25 protein-coding genes and 1 tRNA gene are annotated in these 21,145 nt (G+C 43.3%); 13 read left to right on the plus strand and 13 right to left on the minus strand.

Features of this window, described 5'->3' with window-relative positions:
* The first annotated feature begins 384 nt into the window (after positions 1 to 384).
* Together V1L52_RS00910 and V1L52_RS00915 are read left to right on the plus strand one after the other, a co-directional pair.
* Positions 385 to 549, plus strand: a complete 165-nt coding sequence (locus tag V1L52_RS00910) for a hypothetical protein (RefSeq protein WP_428770418.1) — start codon at positions 385 to 387, stop codon at positions 547 to 549.
* A gap of 158 nt (positions 550 to 707) precedes the next feature.
* Positions 708 to 1,544 (plus strand): DUF4846 domain-containing protein, encoded by an 837-nt coding sequence (locus tag V1L52_RS00915; protein ID WP_428770419.1) that lies wholly within the window; start codon positions 708 to 710, stop codon positions 1,542 to 1,544.
* 278 nt (positions 1,545 to 1,822) lie between these two features.
* Here V1L52_RS00915 and V1L52_RS00920 read toward each other — a convergent pair whose 3' ends face one another.
* The 3 genes from V1L52_RS00920 to V1L52_RS00930 all read right to left on the minus strand — a co-directional run bounded on the left by V1L52_RS00920 (position 1,823) and on the right by V1L52_RS00930 (position 4,321).
* A complete protein-coding gene (locus V1L52_RS00920) occupies positions 1,823 to 3,043 on the minus strand; it encodes an iron-containing alcohol dehydrogenase (RefSeq protein WP_428770420.1) in 1,221 nt (406 codons plus the stop codon).
* A 248-nt stretch (positions 3,044 to 3,291) separates the two neighbouring features.
* The gene (locus tag V1L52_RS00925; RefSeq protein ID WP_428770421.1) at positions 3,292 to 3,858 is read right to left on the minus strand and encodes a 6-pyruvoyl trahydropterin synthase family protein; all 567 of its coding nucleotides are present in this window, start codon (positions 3,856 to 3,858) and stop codon (positions 3,292 to 3,294) included.
* Between the two features lie 79 nt (positions 3,859 to 3,937).
* Positions 3,938 to 4,321, minus strand: coding sequence for a Fur family transcriptional regulator (locus tag V1L52_RS00930; RefSeq protein ID WP_428770422.1), 384 nt, complete (start codon positions 4,319 to 4,321; stop codon positions 3,938 to 3,940).
* Between the two features lie 424 nt (positions 4,322 to 4,745).
* Here V1L52_RS00930 and V1L52_RS00935 point away from each other — a divergent pair, with 424 nt between their 5' ends.
* The 6 genes from V1L52_RS00935 to aspS all read left to right on the plus strand — a co-directional run bounded on the left by V1L52_RS00935 (position 4,746) and on the right by aspS (position 9,285).
* A complete protein-coding gene (locus tag V1L52_RS00935; protein ID WP_428770423.1) occupies positions 4,746 to 4,910 on the plus strand; it encodes a hypothetical protein in 165 nt (54 codons plus the stop codon).
* A gap of 58 nt (positions 4,911 to 4,968) precedes the next feature.
* Positions 4,969 to 5,652 (plus strand): hypothetical protein, encoded by a 684-nt coding sequence (locus V1L52_RS00940; protein WP_428770424.1) that lies wholly within the window; start codon positions 4,969 to 4,971, stop codon positions 5,650 to 5,652.
* Between the two features lie 64 nt (positions 5,653 to 5,716).
* A complete protein-coding gene (locus V1L52_RS00945) occupies positions 5,717 to 5,842 on the plus strand; it encodes a hypothetical protein (protein WP_428770425.1) in 126 nt (41 codons plus the stop codon).
* A gap of 119 nt (positions 5,843 to 5,961) precedes the next feature.
* Entirely contained in the window at positions 5,962 to 6,924 is a 963-nt protein-coding gene (locus V1L52_RS00950; RefSeq protein WP_428770426.1) for a hypothetical protein, read from the plus strand.
* Positions 6,925 to 6,927: 3 nt separating this feature from the next.
* On the plus strand, positions 6,928 to 7,449 hold the full coding sequence (locus V1L52_RS00955; RefSeq protein WP_428770427.1) for a response regulator transcription factor: 522 nt from the start codon (positions 6,928 to 6,930) through the stop codon (positions 7,447 to 7,449).
* Positions 7,450 to 7,497: 48 nt separating this feature from the next.
* On the plus strand, positions 7,498 to 9,285 hold the full coding sequence (gene aspS, locus V1L52_RS00960) for an aspartate--tRNA ligase (RefSeq protein WP_428770428.1): 1,788 nt from the start codon (positions 7,498 to 7,500) through the stop codon (positions 9,283 to 9,285).
* 309 nt (positions 9,286 to 9,594) lie between these two features.
* Here aspS and V1L52_RS00965 read toward each other — a convergent pair whose 3' ends face one another.
* Positions 9,595 to 10,086 carry a hypothetical protein gene (locus V1L52_RS00965; RefSeq protein ID WP_428770429.1) on the minus strand — a complete coding sequence of 164 codons (492 nt, stop codon included), beginning with the start codon at positions 10,084 to 10,086 and terminating at the stop codon, positions 9,595 to 9,597.
* Between the two features lie 245 nt (positions 10,087 to 10,331).
* Here V1L52_RS00965 and V1L52_RS00970 point away from each other — a divergent pair.
* From V1L52_RS00970 to V1L52_RS00990, 5 genes are all read left to right on the plus strand, one after another.
* Positions 10,332 to 10,404 (plus strand) — tRNA-Ala (locus V1L52_RS00970).
* Positions 10,405 to 10,457: 53 nt separating this feature from the next.
* Entirely contained in the window at positions 10,458 to 11,576 is a 1,119-nt protein-coding gene (locus V1L52_RS00975; RefSeq protein ID WP_428770430.1) for a hypothetical protein, read from the plus strand.
* Entirely contained in the window at positions 11,573 to 12,340 is a 768-nt protein-coding gene (locus tag V1L52_RS00980) for a Nif3-like dinuclear metal center hexameric protein (protein WP_428770431.1), read from the plus strand. Before V1L52_RS00975 ends, V1L52_RS00980 begins: the two co-directional genes overlap by 4 nt.
* Before the next feature lie 136 nt (positions 12,341 to 12,476).
* On the plus strand, positions 12,477 to 13,070 hold the full coding sequence (gene lspA / locus V1L52_RS00985) for a signal peptidase II (RefSeq protein ID WP_428770432.1): 594 nt from the start codon (positions 12,477 to 12,479) through the stop codon (positions 13,068 to 13,070).
* The gene (locus tag V1L52_RS00990) at positions 13,063 to 13,338 is read left to right on the plus strand and encodes a leader peptide processing enzyme (protein ID WP_428770433.1); all 276 of its coding nucleotides are present in this window, start codon (positions 13,063 to 13,065) and stop codon (positions 13,336 to 13,338) included. The genes lspA and V1L52_RS00990 overlap by 8 nt, the downstream gene beginning before the upstream one ends.
* Positions 13,339 to 13,361: 23 nt before the next feature.
* Here V1L52_RS00990 and V1L52_RS00995 read toward each other — a convergent pair whose 3' ends face one another.
* From V1L52_RS00995 to V1L52_RS01035, 9 genes are all read right to left on the minus strand, one after another.
* A complete protein-coding gene (locus tag V1L52_RS00995) occupies positions 13,362 to 15,026 on the minus strand; it encodes a hypothetical protein (RefSeq protein ID WP_428770434.1) in 1,665 nt (554 codons plus the stop codon).
* Between the two features lie 150 nt (positions 15,027 to 15,176).
* Positions 15,177 to 15,806 carry a DUF1007 family protein gene (locus tag V1L52_RS01000; protein WP_428770435.1) on the minus strand — a complete coding sequence of 210 codons (630 nt, stop codon included), beginning with the start codon at positions 15,804 to 15,806 and terminating at the stop codon, positions 15,177 to 15,179.
* A gap of 19 nt (positions 15,807 to 15,825) precedes the next feature.
* Entirely contained in the window at positions 15,826 to 17,331 is a 1,506-nt protein-coding gene (gene gltA, locus V1L52_RS01005) for an NADPH-dependent glutamate synthase (protein WP_428770436.1), read from the minus strand.
* The gene (locus V1L52_RS01010; RefSeq protein ID WP_428770437.1) at positions 17,328 to 18,194 is read right to left on the minus strand and encodes a sulfide/dihydroorotate dehydrogenase-like FAD/NAD-binding protein; all 867 of its coding nucleotides are present in this window, start codon (positions 18,192 to 18,194) and stop codon (positions 17,328 to 17,330) included. Before V1L52_RS01010 ends, gltA begins: the two co-directional genes overlap by 4 nt.
* A gap of 143 nt (positions 18,195 to 18,337) precedes the next feature.
* Positions 18,338 to 19,129 carry a hypothetical protein gene (locus tag V1L52_RS01015; protein ID WP_428770438.1) on the minus strand — a complete coding sequence of 264 codons (792 nt, stop codon included), beginning with the start codon at positions 19,127 to 19,129 and terminating at the stop codon, positions 18,338 to 18,340.
* A gap of 44 nt (positions 19,130 to 19,173) precedes the next feature.
* A complete protein-coding gene (locus tag V1L52_RS01020) occupies positions 19,174 to 19,380 on the minus strand; it encodes a DUF6290 family protein (RefSeq protein WP_428770439.1) in 207 nt (68 codons plus the stop codon).
* Complete coding sequence (locus tag V1L52_RS01025; protein ID WP_428770440.1) at positions 19,371 to 19,682, minus strand: hypothetical protein; 312 nt, start codon at positions 19,680 to 19,682, stop codon at positions 19,371 to 19,373. Before V1L52_RS01025 ends, V1L52_RS01020 begins: the two co-directional genes overlap by 10 nt.
* A gap of 308 nt (positions 19,683 to 19,990) precedes the next feature.
* On the minus strand, positions 19,991 to 20,377 hold the full coding sequence (locus tag V1L52_RS01030; RefSeq protein ID WP_428770441.1) for an RDD family protein: 387 nt from the start codon (positions 20,375 to 20,377) through the stop codon (positions 19,991 to 19,993).
* Positions 20,378 to 20,379: 2 nt separating this feature from the next.
* Positions 20,380 to 21,141: a hypothetical protein gene (locus V1L52_RS01035; RefSeq protein ID WP_428770442.1), complete on the minus strand. Its 762-nt coding sequence runs from the start codon at positions 21,139 to 21,141 to the stop codon at positions 20,380 to 20,382.
* Between the last annotated feature and the right edge of the window lie 4 nt (positions 21,142 to 21,145).

A 21,145-nucleotide genomic window follows, 5' to 3' on the forward strand; every position in this document is an offset into this window, starting at 1 on the left:
TTTGGACGCAAATTTGGCCGAATTCGGGCTTAAACGAATCTTTGTTCCCGGGAACATAAAAATCGAAATATTTAAGTATAAAGGACAAAGTGCGCTTTTGAACAAAAAAAACGGTATTTTTTTGTTTTGGAGAACATATCGGCGGCCGCTCCTCGTTTGAGGCATTTTTTGACGAATTTGAGGAGTTTTGTGTATGGAGAATTATGCAGGCTGCACGTTTGGCGCATTTTTCGGCAAATTTGAGGGGTTTTGCATAATTGACAGCAGTTTAGGGTATGATATACTGTAAACGGCTTCGGTATAAAAAAGGAGAAATAAAGTGAAAAATCCGCAAAAAAAAATCATATTGATAAAAATATTATTTTCGGTAAATATAGTTTTCTTATGATAGCGGATAAAATACTTAAATCGGGATTTGATATAAATTATAAGATCAATGAAAAGTACGGACGTATTGAAGATTTACCTTTAGAGCTTAAGCAAAAGTATATGTTAAAAGAAGCGGCAATAAAAGAATATTTGAAAAGCAAAAAGATACAATGTGAATAAAACCTGATGCAGCTTGGGATTGCACAAAAAATACGGGTGGTTTGAGATAGAGAACGAAACGGATTGTTTTCGCGCTTTATATTTTAGCTATATCTCATTATAATGAAACTTATAAAGTCAAGATAACGGACTATCATTAAAAAGGAGGTTTGGTTTTTATGGATGGAAAATTTGAAAAACCGAATTTGAAAAAGAAAATATCGTTCGCTGTATTTATTATATACATACTATTATCCGCCCGTGTATATGCACAGACAATTAACCGATTCGGTAAAAATATACCGGAACGATTTATACCGCCGCACGGATATGTACGGCTTGATTATGCCGATAATTCGTTTCAGCAATATTTGCGCTTATATCCGCTCAAAGAATATACCGCCCCCGTTCTCTTATATAACGGAGAAACAAAGGTACATAATGTGCATGTGTCGGTTTTTTCCATGCCCTTGCTTAAACAGGATTTGATTCAATGTGCCGATGCGATTATAAAATTAAAAGCCGAATATTTGTATAGTAAAAAGAAATATTCCGAGATTTCATTCAATATTACCAATGGAATGTCCGTTCCGTTCGAAAGATATTCCAAAGGGGATAGAGTTATAGTCAATAACAATAAAACCGTTTGGCAAGAAGGATATAAAAAAGGTACAACAAGAGATATTTTTGATGAATATTTGAAATTCATCTATATATATGCAGGAACATATTCTTTAGCACACGAAGCGAAACATACGAATTTGGAGCACATAAAAATAGGAGATTTTTTTATCTACGGCGGCAATCCCGGTCATGCAGTATTGGTTCTTGATTTAGCTCAAGACCGCAAAACCGGCAAAAAAATAATGCTGTTGGGGCAAAGCTATATGCCTTCGCAAGAATTTCATATCTTAAAAAGTTTTGAAGATATTTCTCCCTGGTATTACGTACAAGAAGGCGATTTGGTTACACCCGAATGGACTTTTAAACAAAACAGCTTGATGTGTTTTGAATAACACCATGCGCCGTCAAGCCTTGTCTTACTAAACATCGCTTTTTTGGTCCGATATTGAAAAGGTAATAACGGAAAAAATAACAATGCTCATTTTAACAAAGCCTTTTGCAGTCGGTATTTTATTTTTATCAACTGCAGAGATGTTTATGCTATTTAATCCCTCAAAAGTGGCTGCTTGTTTCCATACTGATAGGTATTGCCGTAATTTTTTTTCTTTAAAACCGCCTTCACAATATTTTGAATTAATACAGGGAAAATAAAATTTGAAATAGATTGGTCTTATTTTTCCCGTCCGCTGTTCCAATCCGCGATTTGATAATAAAAAGCGGCAAGTTCGGTTCGGGTCATCAGTTTGGGAACGGGGTAGAGAGGGTTTGCTTCTTTTTCGGCAAGAGCTGCCAAAAAGGGGATGTCCGCTTTTTTTATGCCTGCAATCTTATCGGGAATGTTTATCCTCGCATTCAGGTCTTTAACCGCCTGTATAAACAATTCGGCGCCTTTTTTACAGTCGTCGTTTTTGCTGCAAATACCGGTTGCCAGCGCCATTTGATACAGTTTTTTGTGAACGCTTTTGCCGTACGCTTCCAAAACATAGGGCATAATCACGGCATTGGCAAGGCCGTGGGGCGTTCCGTAAAAACCGCCGAGAGAATGGGCGACGGCATGGATATAGCCTACATAGGATTTTGAAAAGGCAAGCCCCGCCTTATGAGCCGCATGCAGCATGTTTTCCCGCGCCCGGTGATTTGAGCCGTCTTTATAGGCCGCTTCGATATTTTCAAAAACAAGCTTTGCCGCTTCCAGTGCAAGAGCACGTGTTTCCCTCGTAGTCGAGCGGCCGATGTAGGCTTCTACCGCATGGGTAAGCGCATCTATTCCGGTGGAAGCGGTAATATGGGGCGGAAGGCTATAAGTGAGTGAGGCATCGAGGACTGCATAGCGGGGAATCAGGGGAAAACTCATAAGCGCATATTTTTCGTGTTTTTTGCCGTCGGTAATGATGGCCGCAAGGGTAACTTCGCTTCCGGTGCCGGCCGTTGTAGGAACGGCAATAAGCGGCACAAGCGGCCGCCGTACCCGGCATGTCCCCTTCATTTTTTCCACCGGTTTTTCGGGATAGGCAATCCGTGCTCCGACGGCTTTTGCGCAGTCCATCGGAGAGCCGCCTCCTATAGCGATAATACCCTCGGCTCCCGAATCTTTATAGAGGGTAAACGCTTCTTCAACATTTGATACGGTCGGGTTTGCTTCGGTTTTATCATAAACGCAAAAGCGTATGCCGTTTTCCTGTAAAACCCGTATAAGCGGTTCGGTTAAACCGTTTTCAACGATACCCCTGTCGGTTACGATAAGAACGGATTTAAGGGCTTCTTTTTGCAGCACTTTGTCCAGCTTTACGCAGGAAAAAATGACTTGCGGCTCCCGATACGGAAGAAGGGGTTGGGTCAATCGAAAAGCGGCTTGGAACAAACGGCAGTATACGGCTTTTGGAAAAAACATGATGAAATCAAATCTACCATGCCTTTTTCAAAATGTCAATAAGACTGTTTTTGTCATAATGGCATTTTTTATTCCGTATTGCGTTCCGTATACAAAAGACGAGCGGAAAACCGAAGGATTAAAGCGGACGGCTTAAATAGCGCCGCCCGTTTTAATCCGGGTTTTACCCTTATATCTTACAAGGGCAAAACTCCGTTATTTTATGTGCTTTCTCGCTTACGCTGTGAAAGCACACATAAACCGGCTTATCAATGCTTGCGGTATCCGCATTTCGGACAAATACCGTCCTTACCCATAGCGACTCCGCAAAGCGGGCAGCGGTCTATTCTGTTCTTTGTTTCAAATTCCGCAGATCCCGCATTCACGCCGCTTGTAAACGTAATCTTTGCAATATTGAGCTTGTCCTTTAACAAGTCGTAAACGATTTTGATCATGCCTTCTACGGTTAAGGTTTCTTTTGTTACGACAACTCTGCAATCGGGATATGCAACCGCCAAATCCGTTTTAAACGCGGGCCCCTTCATCGTGTTTCTTGCCGTACCGTTTTTGATACCCTGTTTTTCATACACATCAAGGATTGCGGGCAGAAGGGGGTCGTCTTCTCTCAATATTAAAGCGTGGTCAAAGTTTTTCAAAACGTCCCAAGCCGTTTTTTGAATTTCATTGCAGGGAAAAACCATGTTTACGCCCGGTTCAACACTGTCTTCCACCTCAATGGTGAGCACTCCCGTATGCCCGTGCAGATACTGCGCCTCTCCCTGAAATCCGTAAAATCTGTGTGCGTACTGTAAATCCAATCTTGTAATACTTCTCATACCGTGTCTCCTTTACAAATTTATATGTACGGGATTTATGCCTCCCGTATAAGCCTTTAGGATTGCGGTATGGGGCTTCTCAGTTCCTTTTTTTACACTCCGCACAAATACCGCTGAACACAATATCGTGTCCTAAAACTTCAAATTCGTCCGCCTTCGTGATGTATTTTTGCAAATCGGGAATATACTCCATTTTTAAATCAAGTATAGCCCCGCATTTTACACACTTCCCGTGATAGTGATCGGTACAAATATGGTCGTAGCGGTCGGCTTCTCCGGGAATCTGTCTTTTCCGTATTACACCCTCATCACAGAGCCGTTGTAAATTTCTATATACCGTGGCCTTGCTGACAGCAGGATGCTCCCGATTGATTATTGTATAAATTTCCTCGGCTGTCGCATGATTTTGCAGCTTGTTTACCGCTTCATATACAACCGTTCTTTGCATTGTATTTCTTATCATGATAAGCTCTCCTTGCTTTTATTCGCCTATCAATAACATAATACATATGCGTATCTTGGTCAATAATCAGTCCTTATTAGTAATTGTTACTAATAAGGACTGTATACTGATTGTAAAAAATTGTCAAGAGAATTTTTGAAATTTTGATGAGACCCCTCTATGAGTTGAGATTTAGGATAGCTTCAAGCGCTCTAAAAGCACGTGCCGGATAAGTATTTTTTTATTTTCTTAAAAGTGCAGAGATTGCAGTCCGTAACGCCGGCAGCACGTCCGGGGCGTTTTTTGATGAATTTGACAGTTGACAGCAGTTTAGGATATGATATACCGTAAACTGCTTCGGTATAAAAAAGGAGAAGTAAAGTGAAAAATCCGCAAAAAAATTCATATTGATAAAAATATTATTTTCGGTAAATATAGTTTTCTTATGATAGCGGATAAAATACTTAAATCGGGATTTGATATAAATTATAAAATCAATGAAAAGTACGGACGTATTGAAGATTTACCTTTAGAGCTTAAGCAAAAGTATATGTTAAAAGAAGCGGCAATAAAAGAATATTTGAAGAGCAAAAATGTACAATGTGAATAAAACCTGATGCAGCTTGGAATTGTACAAAAAATATAAATACTGTAAAACAGGAGCGGCTGTGTGTAAGACAATACATTCACAACGAGGTGTATGGATAGGGCACTGTTTTTTATTATACAGTCCGTTTTTTATAGAGGGCATTTACAGTCTGATAATAAAAAAATTTAAAGAGCCTTCCGCTTATTGGTTTTACGGGCTTTATCTTTTATTATGTTATTTATTCTATGGACTTGTATGCGTTATACATCTAAAATGGCGGAAAAAAATAGGTGAGCCGGCTGTTTTTGATTGTAAACCTAAGACTGTAAAATGGCTGCTCGTTTCCGTATTGATGGGTATTGCCGCATCTAAATTAGGAAGTTTTATTATATACCGCAGTATTTTTTCACCGATGATCATGCGGGATGTACGGGCATATTTTATTAATTTTTCACCGCGGTATATAGGTGTCGCGGGTTTTATATTACAATATATTTACTACGGATTTGAATTTACGCTGGTTACCCTTTTAATCGATTGTGCGCAAACAACAAGCGGAAAATACAACCTAAACCGAAAAATTCCGTGGGGCGGTATTTTTTTAGCGCTTACGTGGGGTATCGGTCATGTACTTACAAAAAACAGCATACAAGACGGTATACACACCTTTTTGATGTCGCTGTGTATCGGGAGCGCGTATCTTTTGCCCGAGAATAAAAAAGTGAACACATGGTGTGCCGCTGCCGCAATTTTTTTTCTTTGAACCTAAGATATTGTATTTATATACGGGTAACAGTTAAGCATTTTTAATCAAAGGAGTGTTTTTTATGAATGAATTTGAAAAAGCTCTTTGCGGCAATGTACGGAGCGGAAAAATCCCGAGTGAACATGATATTTTCGGCGCGGAAGGTTGGAAAATAATTGCAAAGATAGAGGCTGTAAGAGCAAGATAAACCGCTTTCCGTATATTTTGAGTTAATACATCTTTTTTACATCTTTTGCACCCTTGTTTTATCGCAAAAAGGGCGCGATAATCAAATACGAAAATAAATTCGGCTTTGAGAGGTGCTTTATGATTTTAAAATCGATACTTACACCGGTTGCCGTTATCGGCGCATCTGTTTTGTATGCCTTTTTCAGCGGTACGTATGTTTTAGGAATGTATGAACCGGCCGTAACATTCGGCATTCCGGTTATGTCTTTTATGTGTATCTGCTTATTCGGCAAGCTGAAAGCATATTCACCCTTATTTTGCAAAGAAAAAAAATTAGGCCAATCGGATTTGGGGCAATTAAAATCTTTAAATGATTCACTAAGTCTGTTGTTCAAAGTAATCGTTTATACGTGCCTGTTTTTTACGATTTTCGGAATGCTGTATTTTTGTTTGAATTACGGCGCTTTGGATGCGATGGGGCACAATCTTGCAGCCGCTCTTGTTTCGATAAAAGAATTATGTACCTACGGTTTAATTATTTTTACCTTAAAAGGGCATGTAAAACACAGGTTGATTTTAATGATGGCTGAAGAATCTCCCGGCGAAAAAACGGGAATGCCGGCTGTAAAAAAAGCGGCACAGGCGATTGTAAAGTTGACGCTGTTTATCGGTTTTTTAATTTGCTGCGGATGGGGAATTTCTTTGGCGGGTTTTATCGACCGTTCAAAATCGAACATTACCGACTTTGCAGATTTCCCCGCAATCCTGTTTTTATGCGTAGGCAGCATTGTCCTTCTTTTAATTTCTGGTGTTTACAGAGGCGTCCGGCCGGTCTTTGCTCCTTTGAGCAACGGCGAAACCGGCTACACCGAGAAAAAATTGTATCAAAATGCTTTTAAGACAACAAGAATTACGGTTTTACTGTTTGCCTTTTTAAGTACGGCCATTGCGTGTATGGCAGCTTTAAATAATCTTGCGGATAAAAAATATCTCGGTACGGTTATGTATGCCGCAGTGCTGCCGGTTTTTTATGCCGTAATAATAAACTTTACGTTTTTGGCATTTGAGGCGGGAATCGAAAAGCAGGGCCGCATAGAATAGCTTATGGTTACCGATTTATTTTTATATGCGGCGGTTATTTCGATTTTTATTTTACCGGGAATGTTCCGTAAAGAAAAATTCTTATATGCACTGTATAAAAGCGCTTTTTATGCCGGCGGTTTTGTAACGAGTGTAAAACTTTTAGCCCTTATGTATACATTGGAAAAGGGTATGGGCGGTTTACCGTTTAATGTTTCCTTTTTGCGTTTTAGCGTAACGGTGTTTACCAATTTTAGAGCGCTTGTGTACGGAATCATTGTCCGTCTTGTTTTACGTCAGTTTGTAATGCAAAAAACAAACTGCAGCGGAAACGGAGAAAAAAAAGACCGTATCGCTGAATTGCGGCCGGAACTTTTAAGCAATAGAGAAATTGAAGTTGTCCGGCTTGCGGCAAAAGGTTTAACAAATGCACAGATAGCCGACGAACTGTGTATTTCGGTCGTAACGGTAAAACGCCATCTTACAACGGTATTTAAAAAAACGGGCATTAATTTGCGGCACGAACTGTTTGGCATAACGGTATAAAACATTTGTGCTTGCATATCCGTCTTAATAGCGTTATTATAGGGCATTATGGAAGCATTTAAACGAAGCTGCACGTGCGGCGATTTACGCAAAAGCGATGCCGAAAAAACGGTTACATTAAACGGCTGGATACACCGCATCCGCGAACACGGCGGTATTACCTTTATCAATTTGCGCGACAGATACGGTATTACCCAAGTTGTCGTGGACGCCGATTCTCCTTCAGAATTGCACTCGAGCGCAAAAGATTTGCATATGGAATTCTGCATTGCCGTTGAAGGACGTGTCAGAGCGCGCCCCGATTCGATGATAAATCCGGAGATGCCGACGGGAGAAATCGAAGTGCTTGCGCAAAAAGTCATTGTGCTTTCAAAAAGCGAAGTGCTTCCCTTTATGATTGACGAAGTGCAAAAGGACGGCACTCCCGTTATTCCGAATGAAGATTTGCGCCTTAAATACCGCTATTTGGATTTACGCCGCGCTCAAATGCAGCATCACTTGGCGCTGCGCCACAAGGTGTGCCTCGCGGTCAGAAACTATCTTTCTTCTCACGGATTTTACGAGCTTGAAACGCCGACCTTTATAAAATCGACCCCGGAAGGTGCGCGCGACTATTTGGTTCCCTCCCGCCTGTATCCGGGAAAATTCTATGCGCTTCCCCAATCGCCGCAGCTGTATAAGCAGATTCTCATGGTTTCCGGCTTTGACCGCTATTTTCAGATAGCGCGCTGTTACCGCGACGAAGATGCCCGCGGCGACCGTCAGCCCGAATTTACCCAAATCGATATGGAAATGAGCTTTGTGTCGCGCGACGACGTTTTAAGTATAACCGAAGGTTTGATGGGAGCGGTTTTTAAAGAAACGCTGAATATCGAGCTTCCCGCCCGCTTTACGCGCATAGCTTACGATGACGCAATCGATTTGTACGGAACCGACAAGCCGGATTTACGCTTCGATATGAAAATACAGGATGCTTCCTTTATGGCCGATATGGGCAGTTTTCAGGTTTTTAAAGACGCGCTTCCGTCGGGAACCGTTAAGGCATTGGTTGTGCCCGGTCAAGCCGAACAGTACAGCCGAAAACGCATAGAAGAACTCGAAGCGGTTGCAAAAATCTATAAGGCTAAGGGGCTTGCCTGGATGAAGGTTACATCCGGTACAAGCCTTGAAGGCGGCATTTCCAAATTCTTTGCGGGAAACGAAGCGGAGATTATCAAAAAACTCGGCGCTCAAGCGGGAGACTTGCTGCTTTTTGCCGCCGATGCTCAATATAAAACCGCTTGTACCGCACTCGGTGCGGTGCGCTCGCGTTTGGGGAAAGATTTGAATCTTGCAAATCCGGATGAGTTTGCCTTTGCATGGATTATCGATTTTCCCCTCTTTGAACGGAACGAGGACGAGCAAAAGTGGGACGCCGCCCACCACATGTTCAGTATGCCGCAGGAACAATACCACGCAACCCTTGAAAGCGATCCTGCGAGCGTAAAGGGCGATCTCTACGATTTGGTTTTAAACGGTTACGAGCTTGCCTCCGGTTCAATCCGTATTCATGACCCGGAACTGCAAAAGCGGATTTTCAAAATTGTCGGCTTTAACGAAGAAGAAGGCCAAAAGAAATTCGGCTTTTTAACCGAAGCCTTTAAATACGGCGCTCCTCCCCACGGCGGTATAGCTCCCGGCCTCGACCGCTTGGTTATGCTTATGTGCAAAGAGTCTTCGATAAAAGAAGTTATCGCCTTCCCGAAAAACACCTTTGCCGTCAGCCCTATGGACGAATGTCCCTCCGAAGTAGATTCCAAACAGCTTGACGAATTGCATATAAAATTTACGGAGTAAGAGGCAGAAAAAAGAGGAATGAAAAAACCGGCTGCAAACACCTTATGAGAACATACAATGCGAAACATTGAGCATTGTACCCCGACGCTCTGCGTCGGGGTTGTTGATTCGGCATTATACACAAACCGTAACAATTGACTATGCGGCGGAAGCATATCAGCGGGGACAAAACATGGCATACAGTAAAATGCAGAGGAAACTTTGTTGTTTTAGAGAATCCAAATATACGCGATAAACCCGGTTTAACCGGAAACAATCATTAGCTTAGGTTTGGAGCAATCCCCCTGATTTCCGAAAATAATGCGGTGTTTAAGCGTATTGTTTTTTTCTTTCAATAAGAACGGACAGCCCGTTTGGGATTGTCGCATAAAAGCCGCACCACACCGCACTGAAAAAGCTCAGTTCATTAATGTGCACGCTAAGGTTAAGGTCAATGTTCACAAAATGCATGGTTTTGTTAAAAAAGAGGAAGATGACAATAAAAACGTACAGTTCAACTATAACATAAACCGCCTTTAAGATAAAACAAGGATGCATAAACAGGACACCGAAATATCCGCCGTTATTACCCCTGTTGAGATAAACGAGGGGAAAAAACAGGGGAAAAATGCCGATGTGTAACAGAAAAACGGGAAAGCGGCTTACATAGTGTGCCGGCAAAGTGCCGCGCAAAGACAAAATGTGTATAAGCACACTTATCGCAAGCAGCAACACCGAAATAACAAGCATAAGCCGTAATTTTTTCAGCGAAAAAAAAGTTTGCAGCGAATCATTCATATCTATTTTTTCTCCGCTATTCATTTTAAGATGATTTTACTTTTTTGTAAATACGGCGGTAGTTAAAAATCCGTGTACTGTATAAACTCACAAGGAAATAGGATACCCAGAAGCAAAAAAAAGAGCTTCCATGGTAGAATTTTTAACCTTATGGAATAAGGGCGGCTATAAAATATTTTTTAGAAATTGGGCTCTTGTGTGCTAATTGTTGTGAGTACGGACAGCGTACTTGTCATAAATCCGAAAATCGGATATACTGTAAAATATATGGGGTATTAGCTCATCTGGTAGAGCGATTGGTTCGCAATCAATAGGTGGTCGGTTCGAGTCCGATATACTCCAAAAGCTGCTTTGTATCGGTTGTACTATTTTTTCTTTTGATTTATTATATATAAATGTTTGGATTTTCCGAAGCCTTTATCGGTGAAATTTTTGTATTACTTTTGCTGATTCCGGTTTTAACCCGTCCCTTGTTTAAAAAACAAAAGTACGCGGACTCTATCGTTATGGTTTCGCCGCTTTGCATTGTGCTGTCGATTGTATTGATTGTTGTATACGGATTGTCGTGGAGCCGCATTATAACGGGCGCTTTTTCGATTTTGGTACTGCTTACGAATATGCGCGCCTTGCAGCGTTTCGGAAGCAGGCTCTATGTCGATTATTACAGCCTTGCTTTCCGTATTGCCGCCGCCGTCGAAACGCTTCTGATAGTCTGCACCCTTGTTGTATTTTTTTTCTTTCGCCCTTCTGTCCCCTCCCTGTATCCCGAGCGGACGGTGTATACGGGCTCTTTTACGCACGGTTTTACGGCCGGCTACGGGTTATTCAGGCGGATAAATCTTGTAACCTATAGATACGGGAACTGCGACAGCGGCAAGTCCGTTCAGGATAGGCCCCTTGTCGTCTTTTTACCCGATACGTACACAACTGCCGAAGATTCTCAAGTACGTTTAAGCGCCTGTACACAAAAAGGTATAAGCGTGTTTACGGGCGATTTTTACGTCGATGACGGCGGCATTGCCGGCGGTATTCGAGGGTTCTCTTCCCTGCTTTTAAGATACGGCAGCACAAAGCGCTTTTTTTTACATCATCTTGTACATGCAAACGAAACGTTTTCGCAGGAGATAAGACAAAAACTGATTGAGCAAAGACGGCGTGAAGCGGAAAGCCTTCTTGTACTCGCGGGAGATTTTGCCCAATCCCTTATTATCGCGGCGGAAGGCGATTCGTTGCAAACGGCCTATGCGCTGCAAAAAAAATATCCGCTCTTTGTGCTCGGTGTATTCGATTCGTCCGCAGGACTTCCGTATTACAAACGCGGAACAGGCGACCTTTTTTCTGTGCAGCCGCTCGATGCGTTTTTTATGTTTTATAAAACCGAACGGGGGCGAACAGGTTCTTCATTCGGCGGTACGGTGCGGCGTTTTTTTGCTTTGCAGAATGAAGAACGGGAGAAAAAAAGTTACGGACATTTTGCCGAAGCCCTATACTCATATATGGAGGGAATAAAATGACCTTACATGAACTCGATTTACGCTTGCGCTCTTTTTTGCTTATGGAAGACTACGCACAGGATCCGTCTCAAAACGGTATTCAAATACAAAATGCCGAACCCGATACCAAGCACATTCGAAAAATAGCCTTTGCCGTCGATGCATGCGAAGAAACGGTGAGACGCGCCGCTCATCTAAAGGCCGATATGCTTTTTGTGCATCACGGTTTGTTTTGGTCGCGCGAACAGGTTATTACCGGTGCCCATTACCGGCGCATACGCGCCTGTATCGAAGCGGATATGGCTCTGTACGCCTGTCATCTCCCCCTCGATGCAAATGAAGAAGTCGGAAACAACTACGGTTTGGCGCGCCGCTTGGGGCTGCAGAATCTTGAACGCTTCGGGCTTTGGAAGGGTATGACTATCGGGGTAAGGGGAGAATTTGCCGAAGCGGCGGATTTGGATGAGGTTTTACGCCGGCTTTTTCCGCAGGGCGAAAAGCCGCTGAGCGTTTTACCCTTCGGCAAAAAAGCGATAAAAACCGCCGCAATTATTTCAGGCGGTGCCGGAGGCGATCTGAGTCAAGCCGTTCAACAAAATATGGATATTTTTATCACCGGAGAGATAGGACACGAACAGTACCACGAAGCCTTGGAAAACGGTATCAATCTTATTGCGGGCGGCCACTATCAAACCGAAACGGTCGGCGTAAATCTTACCGCCGAAAAGGTAAAAAAAGATTGGGGTATTGAAACCGTTTTTATCGATGTACCGACCGGTTTATAAATTTTATATCCCGGACTAGCCGTTTTTACCCAAATACGCTATAATTGAAAGGAACGGACTGTATCAAAACGGCTTTTTTGCAGCCCGCTTTTTAGTACGAATATTACTTTTAATACGAACATTACAAGGAGCCGGTGTGGAAGAAATCGTTCCCGTGCATCTAAAAGAATCAAATCCGCTAAAAGCAAAACTGCTGCCCCTGATTTTAACTCTTGCGGTTATTGCGGCGGATCAGCTTACAAAATACATTGTCGTGCGCAGTATTCCCCCTTATACAATCGGGGTTGAATTTTTTGACGGCATATTGCGCTTTATTCATGTTCATAATCCCGGCGTTGCGTTCAGTATCGGGGTAGGTTTGCCGCTTCCGGTAAGGCGCATTGCCTTTGCCGTTGTGCCGCTTATCGTACTTGTGGTTATTATGGTTTTATATTTCAGATCGGATGATTTTACCCGTTTCCAGCGCTGGACTGTCTGCGGCATTGTCGGCGGAGGTCTCGGTAATTTAACAGACCGCTTTTTCAGACCTGAAGGTGTTATCGACTTTATAGACGTTAAATTCTTCGGCATATTAGGTTATGAGCGCTGGCCTACTTTTAATATTGCCGATATGTCGGTTGTTATTTGCGGCTTTTTGCTTTTGATTTCGTTTATTGCCTCTGGGATTATCCCTGTTAACGGATGGAAGGTAAAAACAAAAAACTCCGAACGGGAAGAATCACATGACTAAAAAACAAACCACCCTCGTATTTCTTTTAGTTGCTACCCTCGCCAATATCGTATTGATTTTAGCTCTTTTGATTTTATTTACAATCGGCGGCGGCTTTTTATTTAAAGAAAAGCTGGGGACGGCCCTGCCTTTTTTATTTATTGCGGCCCTTGTTGCAGGCATACTGATTTATCAAAAAGCCGTAAAATTTATTGTGAAAAAATTCAATTTGGAAGAAAAAATGGATCCCCTTTTTCGCCCGAGAGGAAGACGGAGTCCCTTGGATTAACACCCTCCTTCCGTTTGCGTATTTTAATAGCCGTCGGACATTGCGCGGTTCAAGTCTCTTTGATACAATTCCTGGTAAACAAGACTGCGTGTACGCAATTTTTCTTTTACGTCTTGGGCAAAGGGCATGTGCCGCCAAAAAATGCCGCGGATTTCTTTTTCAAGGCGCTGTACGCCCTCGCTTTCCTTTGTCATCCACAAAAGATAGTCTTTAATAAAGTAATCCTTTATATCACCCTTTAATTTTTCGGAAATAAACCATTGGTAGTATTGTCCCGTAAGGCCTTCTTCCATCCAATAATATGAGGCTTTTTCTTTTGCCACCTGCCAGCGCAAATCCGCAACCGCCATAAGAAGGGCTGCCCGCAAGCTTTTAGCATACATGGGAATAACGATCCGGCCGCGGCTTGTAATGCGGTTATAGCGGTCAAAGGGTTCCCAGCAAAAACCGAATTCACCGTAGGTCGGAATTAAAATGACAAAGGGAATAATACGGTTTAAAACGTTTTTGTGTACACGGCAAAAGGCTGTCGGATCTACGGATTCAATCCATGTCATGATATCGATAACGTTTTCACGGAATCCCGTTTCTTTGGGAAGACAGTGGAAAAATTCCCGCGTAAAAATAGGAAACTGATTGCCCTGTCTGCCGACAGTCATCTTTGCCATCTGGCGAACCGTCATAACCTCGGTTTCTATTTCCGAAGAACTGACTTCAAGGGGGTGTTCGGGGCCGGAGGCAATTTTTTGTTCGAGGGAATTGCATATTTCTTTTGCTTCGGCGAATTCGGCTGCATAAGCGGTCAATTCTTTATCGTTTTTAAGAAAGGAGCGCAGTTTTTCGTTTATTTCGGTTACAATCTTTTTTTGCATTTCCGAAAGGGGCTGCTTATGAGGCTCGGAACCTATAATCGGCGGGTGGTCAAAAACGATTTCGATACGCGAACGGATTTCCGCTTCAAGCATTGCACGCTCGCTTTCTTTCATCGTCAAAAAGTTTTCGGCAGATTGCAGTTTACCCGCATTTTTAGTCTTTAGCTGCATAAGACGTGCGGCTTCTTCAGGGCTTCCGGCCGCAGCCGCTTTTTTTCGGGTGGGGGCTTCATCGGTTGCGGAAATTTTAATACGGCCTGAAGCGATGTCGCGAAACCATTCGTCAAGGTAATAAACAGGCTCATTGGAAACGTTTTCGATAATCGCCTTTGAAAACATATCCTTTTGCTCGCTTGTAAATAAGGACGGCAGGACAACGCCGTACCGCAGTACCATTTTTTTTATGTCGGAAGTGGATTTACGTGCCATTTTGGGTGCAAGGGAGCGTACGAATTCCCAATAAGCGGTTACAATCTGCTGGCGGAAAACCGTGCGGTCTTTCGGATCCTGACAGTTCAAATATTTGGATAATACGTTGTGAAGCCGTTGGGCGCTTTCCTCTTCACCCGACAGGGCCGTTTTATAGTATGCGGTGTTATTAAAGACATCGGTTGTATACGTATCGGAAAAAAAACGCTCTACCGGTTGAAATTGCTTAATAAGTAAGTTGACGGGGGCCCAGGGAGCCGCAGGTTTTAATGAAGAAGGATCGACGGCAACCGCTTCCGGGTTCTGTTCGTCATCGGCTTCTTCGTCAAAACCGATAGCCGCATCCGCAAGCAATGCCGCAATCTCGGGAGCTAATTCATCACTCATACATAAACCGCCTTTCTAAGGATTGCAAACCGAATGATTTTAATAAGTGTAGCATTTTATACCCTATTTGACAAGGTTGGAATCCGTATATTCCCGCGCTGTAAACTTATAAAAAAGCCGCATTTTTTTATCGGGCGGTATTTCAGGAATCTACCACGTAATGCGAATTTCTCGCGGATAATAGGTTTGCAGTCCCGGTTTCCATTTGTCATAAATGCTGGTATCGCTTGCGGGGCTGAACGGATCGTAAAAAACCGGATAATCGCGGTTTTCTTTAATATCAAAGGAGGGATTAACCAGAGAGCGGTCGTAGGTTAAGAGAACGCCTTTTTTTTCCGCGTAGCTTATATCGCAAAAATACGTGTAATCGTAGACGGCAAGATACAGCTCATTTCCGGTATAAGCCGATAAATCGACATAAAAGCGGTAAGTCATAATGCCCTTGTGTTGGCTTGCTTTAAATCGGCTTACCTCCGAGGGGCTTGTGCGGTTTTTTCCCTGACGGATAAAGGTATAGTAGTTGTAATGGCGCAAATTGATAAAGGCGTTATTGTATATCTGTTCGTTTTCGGCATTGTTGAATTTTCCGTCTTTGTCGGCATCGAGCCAGTTTATAATATCGGCACTGAAAAACCTGTCGAAGACCCATTCGATATAGGCGCCCTGCAGTTTTTTGCCTTCCCACACAAAGTTTACCGATGAAGTAATCGCGACGTGGGGATGGGCATAGAGCAGGGCACCGCCTGTTAAAATAATGAAAACCGAACAAAACTTTTTCATCAGGGTGTCCGCTCGAAGCTCAGGTTTTTGCCGCTAAGTATCTGTTTATGCTTGCGGCGGCCTTTCTTCCTTCTCCCATAGCGAGGATGACGGTTGCGGCTCCCAATACGATGTCTCCTCCCGCCCAGACGGCCGGATAAGAGGTGCGCCCTTCTTCGTCGGTTTTGATATGCCCTTTTTCGTCCGCTTCCAAGCCGGGGGTGGTTTTTTCCATAAGCGGGTTTGAACCGTTACCGAGGGCGACAATGAGGGCGTCGCAGGGAATATCGTGTTCGCTTCCTTCTACCGCAACGGGGCGCCTTCTTCCCGAAGTGTCCGGTTCTCCCAGTTCATAGGAAAGAAGGCGCAAGCCGCATACGCGCCCCTCTTCGTCGCCTAAAACTTTTACCGGATTTTCCAAAAATCTGAATATAACGCCTTCTTCTTCGGCGTGGGCGATTTCTTCGCGGCGGGCGGGCATTTCGTTTCGGGTACGGCGGTATACGATAGTAACGCTTTCGGCTCCCAATCGCAGGGCCATGCGTGCGGCATCCATGGCGACGTTTCCGCCTCCTGCAACACAGACGTGCTTTGCCTCATAGAGGGGGGTATCCGCATGGGCGGTGTCGTAAGCTTTCATCAGATTGGCGCGCGTTAAATACTCGTTTGCGCTGAATACGCCGATAAGGTTTTCGCCTTCGATATTCATAAATTTGGGTAAGCCCGCCCCCGTTCCGATAAAGGCGGCGTCATAGCCTTTTTCTTCCAAAAGCTGGGGGAGGGTGCCCGTTCTGCCGACTAAAAAGTTTGTGCGGAATTCAACGCCCATTTTTTTGAGCATATTAACTTCGGCGGCAACGATTGATTTGGGAAGGCGGAATTCGGGAATACCGTATACCATAACGCCGCCCTCTTTATGGAAGGCTTCAAAAACGGTAACGGCATGCCCTGCGCGGCGCACATCCGCGGCAACGGTGAGCCCTGCGGGACCCGAACCGATAACGGCAACCTTTTTACCCGTTTCGCCCGGAATTTCGGGCGCGTTTTGCAAACCGTTTTCGCGCTCGTAGTCGGCGACAAAGCGTTCGAGGCGGCCGATTGCAACCGCTTTTTCCGCGTCCTTGTACATTTTACCTACCGTACAAAAGCTTTGACACTGTTTTTCCTGCGGGCATACGCGGCCGCAAATTGCGGGTAAAAGGTTTGTTTTTTTTATAATATCAACCGCTTTTTTAAACTCGCCCTTTCCCGCCTCCGCCAAAAACTGAGGAATGGGAACGGCAACCGGACAGCCGGTAACGCAGGGCGCGTTTTTACACTGAAGGCAGCGGTTTGCTTCGACAATGGCCTGCTCTTTTGTGTAACCCAGGGCGACTTCGCTCATTTCACGCGCGCGCTTTTTCGGCTCTCCGCAGGGCATTTCCTGCAGGGGAATTGCGGTTCTGTCTTTCGGAGTAAGGGGAGCATTTGCGAGTTTTTCTTTTAAAACCTTGTATTCTTTTTCCGCTTCGGCGTGAAGAATTGATGCTTCTATGTATGAACTCATACGTTTGCTCCTTTTTCGGCCTTTGCATCGGCTGCGGCTTCCATACGGCATGCGTGGGCCTGCTCGGTTTCGCGGGGCTTAAAGGCCCTCATGCGCAGCATCATATTATCCCAGTCGACCAAATGACCGTCGAATTCGGGGCCGTCTACGCAGACAAACTTTGTTTTGCCGCCGATATTTACGCGGCAGCCTCCGCACATGCCCGTTCCGTCAATCATGATTGTATTAAGAGAAACGGTAATGGGGACTTCGAATTCCTTTGCGGTAAGGGCGCAGAATTTCATCATTATCGGAGGACCGATGGCGACAACCTCATCGGGCTTCGGATTTTGAGAGCAGAGGGTTTTTAAAGGGTCGGTTACCAAGCCTTTGGTTCCTGCACTCCCGTCGTCGGTCATAATATGAATTTCGTCGGCAAGCTCGCGCATTTCTTTTTCAAAAATAATCAGGTCTTTGTTCCGAGCTCCCATAATAACGGTAACACGGTTGCCCGCAGCCTTATGAGCCTGTACAATCGGGTGAAGCGGGGCAACTCCGATACCGCCTCCGACACAGACGACATGGCCTTTTTTTTCTATGTGCGTAGGGTTTCCCAGAGGGCCCAAAATTGCGCCCAGTTCATCGCCTTCATGAAGACGGGACATTTTTATGGTGGTCGCTCCGACCGCCTGGAATACGAGGGCAATCCAGCCTTTTTCGGCGTCTGCATCCGCAATCGTAAGGGGAACACGCTCGGCAAAATCGGTGTCGAGCTGAACGAGGACGAACTGTCCGGCTTTGCGGTTTTTTGCAATATCCGGAGCTTCTACCCGTGCGTAAAATACGTCCGCGGAAAGCTGTCGTTTTTCAATAATTTTATACATGACTTTTCCTTATGTTATCGATGTGTGTATCTGATTGAGTATACCAAATTTATAAAAAAACATACAGAGGTTTGAAAAAATATGCGATGAAAAAGAGTTTAAAGCCGCTTCTTTTCCGGAGGAGCTCGGTTTTTCTTCAATAATCAATAATAACCGATCATTATATTGACGGGCATATTATCGAGGGCTCCCAAATGATAATACGATATAAGGGCTTTTTTTTGTGTTAAAAAGTCCTCCAAAACGGCATCCTGAACAAAAAGTATAATCGGAACGCCGTTTTCCGACACTTGTACCTTTGTGTTGTACAAACCCGAAAGATCGTCAAACTGCCGATGTTCCATCCATCTTTTTAAAAACAGTTTTTCTTGCGCACTTACAGGTTTTTCTATTTTTTTAACGGAACTCACTAAGGTACTGCCGTGTATACCGCGTGTATCAAAATAAAAAACCGGATTTTCGGGATCCGCGGTTTTCGGAAAATCGGGATTTCGGTTAAGCGGCAGTATCAGCCTGGGTATAAATTTTTTAATGATTTCAATGCCTCTTCCGGTAAAATCATACACCGTTCCGTCATAAAACGTATACGAAACAGCTTCGTGTTCGCCGGACTCATTAACCAGCTCTTCAACCAAGCGTATACCCCACTCCTTTGTATAGTCGTCGGTAAAATCGATAATATATTTTTTTACCTTACCGTTTTCGTACATTTGGGATTGACTGATTTTACCGTCTTTTTTTACAGCTTCTTCGGTAAAATAAAAAACGGAAGAAGTGCGGATTTCTTTTTCAAATACGGAAACTTCTTTTTCGATAATTCCGTAATAGGGATCGCCCGGCTGATATTGATGTTCGGCAACCCGCGTTTGTGCACATAAAAACGAAGATGCCGACAGTGTGATACACAATATAAATGTACATACGGCTTTATTCATAATGGCCTCACATACAGTATAAAGCGGCTTTCGGGCGAAGTCAATTAAAATGTTTTGAGTATATCTTCCGCGCTTACAAATGTATGTGCTTCTTTTTCAAAGCGCTCAATCACTTTGTTGTCGATAATATCCTCGTACATTTCCTGTAAAGACCGCTTTATTATTGCCGATTTTTCTTCTTCAAAATAAGAGGATAAATAGTTCATCATTTTTTCTTCTTCTTTGTTCATCCGTACCGACATTACCGCCATTTTTTATATACCTCTACAATCAATAATATACAAAACGCGGCCATAGATACAAGTGTAATAACTGCAAGTATAAAGAGGGGAAACATATTCAACGCTATAAGCGGCACGGTGATAATATTCTCCCACATATTTTGTTTACGGACAAGACCCGTTTTCGTAATTTCAACGGGCAGCTCAAGACTTGTTCCGCCTATTTCAAAACAAAAGATTTCGATATGGTCGTCAAAGTCGTAATTCCCGATACACAAATCTCCTTCATTATAGCTTCGTGCAGAGAATAGGTAGGCTGCTTTATTTTCCAATAACTCCGTTATATGTACCGCTTGCATATGTTCCGAATACGGAAAATTATCTTGGTGTATTATTCCCCCGGAAAGCCAAGAGCCGCTGCCGGAAAAAGCCGCTGCAACATAATTGCCGTTAACTGCATAGATGTTGTAATCCGCTATCCTGCCTACGGCATACAGGCGGATTTGATTATTATTTTTTACATAGAGGACTGAAAAGAGGATCAATCCTGCAAAAACAAAAATCAGCGCTGCTAAAACACAATAGTTTTTTTTAATCGCATATTCGGATCGATACCTGCCTTTTATATTTCGGAACGGCTTTACTTAAGCGCAATGTCCGTACCGGCTATGCGGTCGCCGAGCTTTTTACCTGTAACCGCGTATATAAACAATTCAAGCGGGCCGAAAACCCAAAAAACATTGCGCAGCAGCCGTTTGGAAAGCGGCGCCGCATCTTGGGTAGCCGCACAAATGATTTGTAACTTTGCAATATGTTTTCCGATACCGCCGTCTTTGGGCAGATCGCGAAAAATCAAATAGCAAACCGAAGTATAGGTAATTAACAGTGCCTTAAAAAAAATATTTTCAGCCGGCTGCGTAATTCCTTTTACCAGCGGATAGATAATAAAATGCATAAACAAAAAATTCTGTATGATTGCCGTTATTAAAAAATCGATAAAAAAAGCGAGGGCGCGCTTACCGTTCACAGTTAGTCTCCTTCAGTAATTGATGAATTCCGTATCGGAAGCCGGATGCTTGTGCGGATTTTCTCTAAAAAATCGGCGGAAAAATTTTTTGTGTGCGGAAGAAAAATGCAAAATTCGTAGTGTTTTTCCCGATGATATAAAAAGCCGTATCCGATTCTGTCGGTTTTTCCGGTCGTATATCGTACTTTCGATTCCACCGCATTTTCATAGAATTCCGTATCGAACCATTCGATATTTGAAGCACCGAGATTTTCAAGCGGGTTGAGAATCGCTGCAGAAAGAGAATCTTCGGGCAGCAGCGTTTCGTTTTCAAAATCAAGAATACCGTTAAATGCCAAGCGGTCTTTTTTTCCGTCATAGAACATTTGCACGTGTACATTATCAAAACCGGTATCGGTTTTTAATTCAACAAACTCACCGGGATAGGCAAAACTCATTTCCCCGTTTTGTACAACTTTCCACTCTTTTTTTACGATATATTTATCGGAGGATAATTTTGTTAAAAATAAAACGGCTGCAAATATAAGTGCCAATTCGCAAACGTATGCGATGACTTTAAAAAGTATTTTTTTATTTTTTACAATTGCGTATATTCCCGCACCCGCCGAACCGCATACTGCGGCGAAAAGAACTGTCAAAACGGCAGGACTTATTTTTAAAGAAAAACCGCTTGCCGCCGATTTTGATAAAACCGAGGCGGCCCCCAAGGCGGAAGCGACAAAAACAATACGCCAATAATCAGTTTTTTTTGTATTGATTTCCATATGC

Source organism: Treponema sp. HNW, from assembly GCF_050320395.1.
Classification (GTDB): domain Bacteria; phylum Spirochaetota; class Spirochaetia; order Treponematales; family Treponemataceae; genus Treponema_C.